This is a genomic window from Dolichospermum sp. UHCC 0352, from assembly GCF_009711925.1.
Classification (GTDB): domain Bacteria; phylum Cyanobacteriota; class Cyanobacteriia; order Cyanobacteriales; family Nostocaceae; genus Dolichospermum; species Dolichospermum lemmermannii.
In genome coordinates this window covers 1-9,849 of the sequence record NZ_VIKY01000034.1, presented here as the reverse complement: position 1 = coordinate 9,849, position 9,849 = coordinate 1, and the positions used below count along the sequence as shown (strand labels likewise).

The 9,849-nt window shown below is 37.7% G+C and carries 11 protein-coding genes; 1 reads left to right on the top strand and 10 read right to left on the bottom strand.

Going from position 1 to position 9,849, the window contains the following annotated elements; all coding sequences use genetic code 11:
* Window positions 1-25: 25 nt before the first annotated feature.
* On the bottom strand, window positions 26-778 hold the full coding sequence (locus tag FJR06_RS02425) for an MBL fold metallo-hydrolase (protein WP_168650621.1): 753 nt from the start codon (window positions 776-778) through the stop codon (window positions 26-28).
* Window positions 779-942: 164 nt separating this feature from the next.
* On the opposite strand from FJR06_RS02425, the gene FJR06_RS02420 reads away from it, so the two are divergent.
* Window positions 943-2,427 (top strand): site-2 protease family protein, encoded by a 1,485-nt coding sequence (locus tag FJR06_RS02420; protein ID WP_168631924.1) that lies wholly within the window; start codon window positions 943-945, stop codon window positions 2,425-2,427.
* Window positions 2,428-2,512: 85 nt separating this feature from the next.
* Here the strand turns inward: FJR06_RS02420 and FJR06_RS02415 are convergent, their stop codons facing one another.
* The 9 genes from FJR06_RS02415 to lpxC all read right to left on the bottom strand — a co-directional run bounded on the left by FJR06_RS02415 (window position 2,513) and on the right by lpxC (window position 9,647).
* Window positions 2,513-3,088 carry a phycobiliprotein lyase gene (locus tag FJR06_RS02415; protein ID WP_015083381.1) on the bottom strand — a complete coding sequence of 192 codons (576 nt, stop codon included), beginning with the start codon at window positions 3,086-3,088 and terminating at the stop codon, window positions 2,513-2,515.
* Between the two features lie 270 nt (window positions 3,089-3,358).
* Window positions 3,359-4,129: a hypothetical protein gene (locus FJR06_RS02410; protein ID WP_168650620.1), complete on the bottom strand. Its 771-nt coding sequence runs from the start codon at window positions 4,127-4,129 to the stop codon at window positions 3,359-3,361.
* Between the two features lie 2 nt (window positions 4,130-4,131).
* On the bottom strand, window positions 4,132-4,578 hold the full coding sequence (locus tag FJR06_RS02405) for a deaminase domain-containing protein (protein ID WP_168650619.1): 447 nt from the start codon (window positions 4,576-4,578) through the stop codon (window positions 4,132-4,134).
* A gap of 88 nt (window positions 4,579-4,666) precedes the next feature.
* On the bottom strand, window positions 4,667-5,914 hold the full coding sequence (locus FJR06_RS02400) for a DNA cytosine methyltransferase (RefSeq protein WP_168650618.1): 1,248 nt from the start codon (window positions 5,912-5,914) through the stop codon (window positions 4,667-4,669).
* A gap of 12 nt (window positions 5,915-5,926) precedes the next feature.
* Complete coding sequence (gene lpxB / locus FJR06_RS02395; protein WP_168650616.1) at window positions 5,927-7,084, bottom strand: lipid-A-disaccharide synthase; 1,158 nt, start codon at window positions 7,082-7,084, stop codon at window positions 5,927-5,929.
* 47 nt (window positions 7,085-7,131) lie between these two features.
* Complete coding sequence (locus tag FJR06_RS02390) at window positions 7,132-7,302, bottom strand: hypothetical protein (protein ID WP_168650614.1); 171 nt, start codon at window positions 7,300-7,302, stop codon at window positions 7,132-7,134.
* Window positions 7,302-8,117, bottom strand: coding sequence for an acyl-ACP--UDP-N-acetylglucosamine O-acyltransferase (gene lpxA, locus FJR06_RS02385; protein ID WP_148763897.1), 816 nt, complete (start codon window positions 8,115-8,117; stop codon window positions 7,302-7,304). Before lpxA ends, FJR06_RS02390 begins: the two co-directional genes overlap by 1 nt.
* 118 nt (window positions 8,118-8,235) lie before the next feature.
* Window positions 8,236-8,745 carry a 3-hydroxyacyl-ACP dehydratase FabZ gene (gene fabZ / locus FJR06_RS02380; protein ID WP_015083388.1) on the bottom strand — a complete coding sequence of 170 codons (510 nt, stop codon included), beginning with the start codon at window positions 8,743-8,745 and terminating at the stop codon, window positions 8,236-8,238.
* Window positions 8,746-8,798: 53 nt separating this feature from the next.
* Window positions 8,799-9,647 carry a UDP-3-O-acyl-N-acetylglucosamine deacetylase gene (gene lpxC, locus FJR06_RS02375; protein ID WP_168650622.1) on the bottom strand — a complete coding sequence of 283 codons (849 nt, stop codon included), beginning with the start codon at window positions 9,645-9,647 and terminating at the stop codon, window positions 8,799-8,801.
* Window positions 9,648-9,849 lie beyond the last annotated feature (202 nt).

Below are 9,849 nucleotides of genomic sequence, written 5' to 3'. Positions count from 1 at the left end.
TCCAAATGCTTCGCCCGTACAGTTGTCAGTGGTCAGTGGGAAGAATTTCCTTCCCTGTTCCCTGTTCCCGTAAAGTTACTAAATTCAAGTTCTTAATTTTTTGGTATGCTTGGTCTATACAGGGTTTACCCCTGAGATAACCTGTATTAGCTCCGGGGCATAAATAAGTTAAAGTTTGTGGTGTGAAGCGATCGCTTAATAATTTAACGCTTTTAAGTTGCCGTGGCCAATGAAAAGTTTTAGAAGTGCGTAGTGGCACAAGTTCGCCGTGCTGGTTAGGAAGTAAATGCCGTCCAGAAAATAACACGCCGTCAAATTCACGATAGTATAGACAAGAAGAGCCTGGAGAATGGCCTGGTGTCCAAATTATTTGCGTTGTGGCATTAAGAGTGAACTCATCAGTAAAAGTGGTGACAGTTGAACCAGGCAATAAATAGGCTTCTTGTTCTTGGATGAGAATTTCGCAATTTAAGATTTGCTGATATTCTGCGGCTTTACCAATAGCACCACGATGACTGATAAAAAACCACTTGACTCCCCCATGCAAGGACAAAAAATCCTGGTTTATCTGTTCTAAAGCTGGGCAATCTATGAGAATATTCCCTACATTTGTAATAATGAAGTAAGATGTTGCTCCTAAAGTGTCCCGATTAGGTGGAAAAGCAAAAATACTGTTGGGTGTCAAAACTAAAGGATTTTCCGCCTTTGATGGGCTTTTTAGGGATATAGAGCGTGGTTGTTTAGTCTGATGACTGGACTGCTGAGGAAAAGAAGACATAAATGAAAAAACTCAAATTCGGAAGTGGTGAACAATCAGGTTACAGTGTATTTACCATGACTGTTAACTGTGATTAAAAAATTAAGGCGTGCAGTCTTATTTGTCATCAAAATCTGTAACAGAAATTATAGGTAAGGCATTCTATCAAACATAGTGAAGATAACATGGCATTTTGGTTTCTCCTCGTTTTCGTTTTGGGGTCATTGACTTATTTAATGATGCAGCACAGTGTTGCACGGGCTACAAGAACCCCTATATGGTTATTGTGGTTGGTTTTAATGACACCGGCATTTGTATTGACTGGTTGGACGCTGGTACATGGTATCAAACAAGCTCCCCCATCAGCATTAATTCTCTGGATATCAGGGGGTTGTTTATTATTATATTGGCTATTGTTTAATAGGGGTCGGCAATTACCCGTAGATCCACAAAATCAATCTCCAGAAAATCAGGGACAAGCAAGTAATAATTCTCCTCAAGAAACAGTACCAGTCCGTCCCATTGATTTAGCAGAAGAAAGTCAACTACGAAATTGTTTTCCCTGGTCTGTATATTATGTGCAAAATATTGAGTATCGTCCCCAAGCCGTAATTTGTCGGGGACAGTTGCGAACTATGGCTAGTGAGGCTTATGAGCAAATTAAAGCTAATATTGAAGGACAATTTGGCGATCGCTTTCTCATCATATTTCAAGAAGGAATAAATGGTAAACCCTTCTTTGTTTTAGTTCCAAATCCTCAAGTAGTTAGACAAAATAACCACCGCGATTCCGAAAAAATTACTCGACCAGGGTTAGCATTACTATTATTAGTAGCAACTTTATTTAGCACTACCTTTGTCGGATTGAGAATTGCAGGTTTTCAAGTCAATTCGCTAGAATCTTATTTGACATTATTTTTTAACGGTGTACCTTATGCTTTAGGGTTAATAACTATTTTAGGAACTCATGAACTAGGTCATTACTTAACAGCAAGATTCTATAAAATTCGCTCCACATTGCCTTATTTTATTCCTATACCTTATTTCTTAGGAACATTTGGTGCTTTTATTAAAATGGGGAGTCCTGTCCCTCACCGCAAAGCTTTATTTGATGTCAGTATTGCTGGACCATTGGCAGGATTTATGATGACTATACCTTTATTGATTTGGGGTTTAGCTCATTCGGAAATAGTAGCGTTACCGGAAAAAACCGGAATGTTAAACCCCAATGCACTTAATCCTCAATATTCGATTTTATTAGCTTTACTCTCAAAATTAGCCTTGGGAAGTGAATTAACCGCAAAATCTGCCATTGATTTACATCCAGTTGCAGTTGCAGGTTTCTTAGGATTAATTGTCACTGCATTGAATTTGATGCCCGTGGGACAACTAGATGGTGGTCACATTGTTCATGCTATGTTTGGACAACGGACTGCTGTTTTCATTGGTCAAATTGCTAGATTATTATTATTAATGCTTTCGTTTATTAGAGAAGAATTTTTATTGTGGGCAATTATTTTATTATTCGTTCCCTTAATTGATGAACCTGCTTTAAATGATGTCACAGAATTAGATAATAAACGGGATTTTATGGGATTAATGTCAATGGCTTTATTGTTATTGATTATTTTACCATTACCCCAATTCTTAGCTCGTTTATTGCAGATTTAGGACAAATTTAACTATAAACGTGATATAGAGGCAGGTAATAGTTGTCAATTATCAATTACCAGCCTCAATATTGTAGTTTAAGGTTTTAATTTGTGGGTGCGTTAATTGAATTAGCGGCTTCCGTAGCCTTTTTAGAAGCATCCGTGCTACCCATGCGGATTTCAGAGGTGAAGGAAGCCATACTAAAGCCACCAAACCGCTTCAAAACACTTACTCGCATCCGCAAGTTAGGACTGGCAAACCATAGCCTTTCTTCAGACCACATGGTTTCATACTCAGTAATCAGAGTTAAAGCCCCATCATCACCGATTTTATAGCTACCAGCAACGGGGGCTTTTTCGGCATAACCCATTTCTCGGAGTAATTTACCTTCATCTGGGTTATCCGCATTCGGGACTGTGGCTAAAACGGTCGAACCCTGGTGTTTTTCTTCGTCCCATTCCATTGTGCCATTCCAGGTAACTCGCGCCCCACAGGAAGCTGTATGAGCCGCAATTTCATACTGTTCACACAGTTTAATTACTTCTGGATGATCAGCGGCTAACATCTCAATCACGATGTCTGATTTGCCGTCTTCTGACTGCTTAAAAGCTAAATGGTGACTAGTGCGATGAGAAAACCACTTTCCAGCACTTAATTCAAAAAATTCTTCAATGTTCATAAATAAAGTTATTCTGCATCATAATTTTAACAATCTCTTGACTCCAATTTACTTCTTCATTATGTATAATTCCTATAATTTTGTAAATCGGTTTCAGAAATTTGATCGGCTGGAACAAACTTGTAATGTTTCTCCTGCACGATTCTTACTTCACCTTTATATATTGTCAGTTCAAACATAGCAATAAGCTTTTCTCAAAAATCATCAGTTGAAAATATTTAACCAAGATTTATTTTAAATATGGAAATTGTTTGGGGATAGATATTAATATTATTTATCAGAAGCCAAAAATCTTAACAACAAATCTTGTTTTTCCAAATTTGTATTTCCTTGAGACTGATTATTCCCGACTACTTTAAAAAAATAGTCCCGTATTTTAGTAATATGTTGAGTCATTTTATCAATTCCCTTTAAAGTATGAATATTTTTAGGTAAACGTCCACAAAAAACAGAGGGAACAACATCTAATAACCACCAATCAAAAAGTTCTCGTCTACCTTGCGAACCTGGAAAAATAGCATAACCCTGGAAGCAATCATCTAAAATATTTAATATTGCTTCTCTGGTTTTTATAGATTCCAGCACTTGCGGTATATTGTCAAAAACATCAACAGCTTCATCAAGAGCTTGATATTGTCCCAAAGTATTTTGATAATTCTGAAATGAAACGTTTAAATTTGGCTGATAATTATGTTGATAATATATCCAATCTCGAAAAAGATACTCAAATATGTTACCAGTTATTTTCGTTATTTTCTCACGAGGTAAATAACTTTTAATCGTTGGTTGTACAGCGATTCCCATAACTATAGCCATAAAGAAATAGCAATAACTTATATCTAAATTATTTTTTTCTTTCTCTATTGCATCAAATACAGTGATTAAAGAATCTTCTAAACTTATTCCCTGAATGTTTTTCTCTTCATATAATTCTGCATAGGAATATCCCTGAATTCTCTGTATAACTAAACGTAAAGAATCAGGAATTTCAGCAGATAAAATGAGAGGAGACTTTTCAACTTCATGCAATATGAATGTCATAGTTAATTGCTACTCGGAGGATAAGGATATGTCCAGGAGATAGTTATTTTTATCTCAGGAAATCTTTGCTCAAATTGATTTATAACACCTTGACAACTTTCACAAGGTTTTCTTTCTGTGTAAAAATACAATTGCCCTCTAACGCGGTTATTATCCTTATTGTAGATAAATTCTAAAGTTTCTGCAATGGCTGACAAAACCTTATATTCCGCATCAGTATCCATAATACGTTCTGAGTGAGAATCTACAGCAGGTTCAAATTGTCCTCCCTTTGACTTAGGTTCTGGTTGAGGTGCTGGACTGTTGGCTCTAGATGTTGCACCCATTCCAAAAGCTTTACCATCTTCTAATCGTACCTCGATAATAGCAATATTACCCTTCGGAAATGATCTTCTAAGATATATCTCTCGGATATTAGCTGCATCTGAGATTAAATTTGGTTCTTCCATATTGGATTTATAATAATCAAATAATTAATGCAGCCACAGTAAAATTACTATATTAGCTAAATAAATGCGCTAAATAAATGCCAAAAATTCATTTTTTCCTAGTTCTCGGTTCTATAACATGAGGATTGACTCCAAAATATTTTGCGGCTGTTGACATATTAAGTTTCAATAAACTAATGTCCCCTAATTTTTTAACACCTTGACCTTGAGAAGATGTGATATCTAAAACTCTAATAATTTCCTCTGCGACTGCTTGCGCTAAAAGCGGAGGAACAGAATTACCAATTTGTCGAAAACCATGCCATTTTGTCGGATGAAATCTAAACCAATCAGGATAGGAATGTAACCGCGCAGCTTCCCTGACAGTGATACATCTGGGGATAAAAGGATGGATGGGACGAGGAGAAGTAAATGCCCCTTTATTACTAGGTGTTCCCGCTCTTAACGTATTACATAAACCATCAGGATCAAGTTTATGAAAACGACTAATTGATTCAATTTTACCATGAGGTGTAGAAGCAAATCTTGACCTAGATTCAGGTGAATGTTTGCTTCTTAAACTTGATGTTAGTAAGGTCAGATCATATTGACGTTTATAGGCATAGTTATTTTTTGCAATTTCCAGATTACGCAGTTTTTTAGCATAGTTACTAGGGTTACTAAATTCAGTTAATATCCAATCTTGTTGATATAATTCTGGATAGTTTTCTATGACTGGTAAATCTTGTAATGCGTCCCAAACTGTGGGAGATGTTTGATTAGGGAATGTAATTTTTTCTGGATATTTCGGTAATTCTAAATCTTCACGCGCACCTAGTAAAAATAATCTTTCCCGATTTTGTGGTACTCCATAATTAGCTGCATTTAAAACTTGATAATTTGCATTAACTTGATAACCACTTTCAGTAAATTGATTAATGATTTCAGCAATAAATTCCTTGTGTTTTCCTACTGTCATTCCTTTGACATTTTCTAATACAAAAAACTTGGGTTGTAATTCTACAACCAATCTAATAAAATGGAAAACTAAAGAGTTTCTTGGATCATCAAAAGAGCGTTTTCCTATTAATGAGAAACCTTGACAGGGAGGACCACCAAAAACTACATCAATTTCTTGATTAGCAATTTGAGAACTATTCCTAATTTCCTTCCCTGTTGTCTCTTCTACACTTTTACAGATCACCGTCCAAAAGGGAAAGTTAAATTTATGGATTGCACAATGAATTGGATCTATTTCCACAGATGCCAGAATATCAAAACCAGCTTGTTCAAAGCCTAAAGTCATTCCTCCTGCACCTGCAAATAAGTCAACTGCAATTGGTCGGGTTTTTGCCATTTTAACTATTATCTACTTTTTCATTGCTAATATTTCTTTGGCAGTGCGATCGCATACTCCCAATTCTCCCAAACAATGGCGCATTTCTTGATAATCTAATAAAGTTTTTTGTCTTTTTTCAGGATTTAATAACAATTCCATGGCTGCTTCAACAATATTATCGGCTGTGGCTTGTTCCTGTAAAAATTCGGGAACAATTTCCCGCATGACAACTAAATTTACTGGAGAAGCAAAGGGAATTGAACCTTTAAGAATATGACGTACAATCCAAGCAGTAATGGGATGAAGACAATAAACTACAACTTGGGGGACATTTAATAATGCAAGTTCTAAATTGACAGTTCCCGATTTAGTAATTGCGAAATCAGCCGCAGCAAAAATATCCTTTTGTTGATCTGATACTAATGTAGCATTTAAACCGTAATCTTTAATAGCTGCTGTAATTGGTTGTCTAAATGTTTCCAAAGATAGAGGAATCCAAAAATGGACATTTGGTAATTTAGATTGGATATTTTGGGCAGCTTGAAAAATCATTGGTAAAAGATATTTTAATTCTTGATGACGGGAAGCTGGTAACAGGGCAATGGCGATTTCTGCCGGTTTAATTCCTAATTTCTCTCTGGCAATTTCTCGATTTGGTGCATTTGCCATTCTATCAATTAAAGGATGTCCTACCCAACAAACCTTTGCCCCATTTTGCTGATAATATCGCGCTTCTTCAGGGAAAATTGCTAATAGTTTATCTGTAAAACCAACAATGCGGTTGGTATTCTGAAAACTCATAGACCATACCCACTCTTGAGGAGCGATATAATAAGCCACAGGTACATCTGGCAAATTTTCCCTCATGAATGTACCAATTCCCAGATTTGGCCCCATATAGTCAATTAGGACTACTAAATCAGGGGGATTTTTCTTTAAGTAAGCGATCGCTTGGCGTTGTACCCTTAAAGTAGGGATAACATAAGGCAAAGACTCAATCAAACCCATTGAACCAATACCGCTAGTATCCCCCAAAATTTTCGCCCCAGCTTCCGCCATTTTCTCCCCACCCAAAGCGATAATTTCCAATATCAAACCCGTAACAACAGCTTGACGTTGCAGTGCTGCAATCAATAGCGAACCCTGTAAATCCCCAGAAACTTCGCCAGTGCTAATAAATATCCGCATTTTAAAACTTTAGATTTGAGATTTTTACGCCCTTTCCCAGTTGAAAATTACCTACTTTCTTCTTCTTCTTCTTTTCTTCCTTCGCTACCTTCGCTTCTACCCTGCGGGGCGCTACGCGAACGTGGTTCATTAAATCCATATTCTGCCGATAAAAACAGAGTAACTGCTAAACTTTGAGGACGGGAAAACCCCGCCCCTACATCTAACTGACTATTCATTATTCATCACTGACAGATTTTCTGCCCTTTCCGGGAATTAAACCGCGTCTTCCGGGCATTTGGGAAAGGAGTAAAAAACGGCGAAGATGTTTTAATTGTTCTGAATCTCCTAAATTTTCTAACTCTTGTAAAGCATCTTTAAATAGGAAATCAGAACGATAGAGAAGACGGAAAGCTTTTTTAATTAATTGGAAATCACTAGCAGCCATTTCCGAACGTTTTAATCCTACCAAATTGAGCGATCGCACTTTCGCCGGATTTCCTTCCACCAACATATAAGGAGGGACATCCCTATCAATGCGTGTCATTCCGCCCACCATAGACATAGTTCCTATGTGAACAAATTGATGCACACCTAAAACGCCGCTCAGTCTAGCTCGTGATTCAATATGTACATGACCCGCCAATGCTACAGAATTAGCAATAATGACAGAATCTTTAATCAGGCAATTATGACCTACATGAACATAAGCCATTAATAAATTGCCATTACCGATTATCGTCGCCTCACCCCTGCCAGTAGCGCGGTTAATCGTCACGTATTCACGGATGGAATTATTGTTACCAATTTTTACCCAAGTCGGTTCTCCCACGTATTTGAGATCCTGGGGCTGCATACCGATAGCTGCACCGGGAAAAATCTGATTTCCCGTACCAATTTCACAAAGGCCTTCTAGGACGACATGAGCGCCAATTACAGTGTCTGCACCAACTCTAACATTCTCGCCGATCACAGCATAAGCGCCGACTTGCACTGTTGAGTGGAGTTCCGCATTAGGATGGATGACAGCAGTTGGATGAATAAGTGTTTTCAAAGGTGAATCTCCAAAACTAAGTGCTACTTGCTAATTTATTCAATTAAGAAACGTGTCGGGCAAAGTTCAGTTATGTGTGAGGGCGAAAATCTAAAATCCTGTTATGGTATAATAAATTTTAACTAATCAAAGAAAACATTAGTTCTCCTTCAGCGGCTAATTGTCCATCAACTTCCGCTCGTCCTTTCATTTTCCCGAACCGACGCTGCTTCACCCACAACAGTTCCACCGTCATTACCAGTTGATCTCCAGGAACAATTTGCCGACGGAAACGGACTTTATCAATACCAGCAAAGACAAATAGTCCTCCTTTTGATTCCGGCATTTGCGTCATCACAATCCCACCGACTTGTGCCATGGCTTCGATAATTAGCACACCTGGCATCAGCGATCGCCCTGGAAAATGCCCTTGAAATTGGGGTTCATTAAAGGTAACATTTTTAATACCCACGGCTTTTTTACCAGGTACATAATCAATAATCCGATCTACCAGTAAAAATGGATAGCGATGAGGTAAGAGTTCCTGAATTTCCTCAATACTAAAGGTAGTTTTTATAGTCTGTGGATTGACATTATCCTCACTTGATGTATTCAATTCCTGGGAATTAGGTTCGGTAATAGTGGACATTAGTGGTACGTTGTTTGAATAATTAAACACTAAGATGGGTAAATTTGGGAATTTTAGATCAGTTCTAAAATTTTCCGTGCCAGTTGAATGTGTAAATTATGACTAGCTTTGTAAGCCAAAAAATGAGCAACAGGGAAAATTCCCAGTAAACTTAAATCTCCGACTAGATCCAAGATTTTATGACGAACTGGTTCATTTGCAAATCGTAATGGTGGATTTAGCCAACCTTCCACCCCACAAACTAGGGCATTAGCCAAACTACCACCTTTAATTAATCCCGACTTTTGCAGATGTTCGATTTGATGCTGTAACCCAAAAGTCCGTGCTGGCGCAATTTCTGAAGCAAAATCAGCAGAAGATTTTTCTAAATTTGTCGTTAATAACCAACTGTGCCATTGATTACCAATTGCCGCCAAATTAAAATCTATCCCATAGCTAAATCTGGTTTCTGGTGCCGGTAGGGCGCAAACAAAAGTATCACCTTCATAAATCCAAATCGGTTCGGTAATAACGACAGGTGCAGGTAAATTACTCACCATTTGGGCAAATAAACCAACTTCAGCAATTCTTTCACACCAAACTTGAGCAGAACCATCTAAAAGCGGTACTTCCGGTCCATCAATTTCAATTCTGGCATTATCCACCCCCATAGCCGCCAAAGCAGCTAATAAATGTTCCACAGTGCGAACACAGACTTGACCCTTACCCAATTGAGTAGAAAGCACAGTCTGACTCACAGCCGCAACTTGGGCGGGAATAATTGGTGAATTCGGTAAATCTACCCGGACAAAAAAGCGATTACTTCCTGGTGGTGATGGTAATATTCGTACTTGAGTATTGACCCCACTGTGTAACCCCACACCAGTCTGAGTAATTTCCCCAGCTAAAGTATGTTGCTGCATCATCTAACAATCCAAATATTGTAGTTAGTATTGCTCAAAACTCTGATTATTCTTGTCTGAAAAATATTAAATATTATTAAGGTACAGAAGTCAGAATTCAGGAGTCAGAAGTAAAATTCTTAGCCACTGACAACTGTACGGGCGAAGCATTTGGAGAACTATTTTGGCAATGACCGATAATTTATCTTCCAAATGCTTCGCA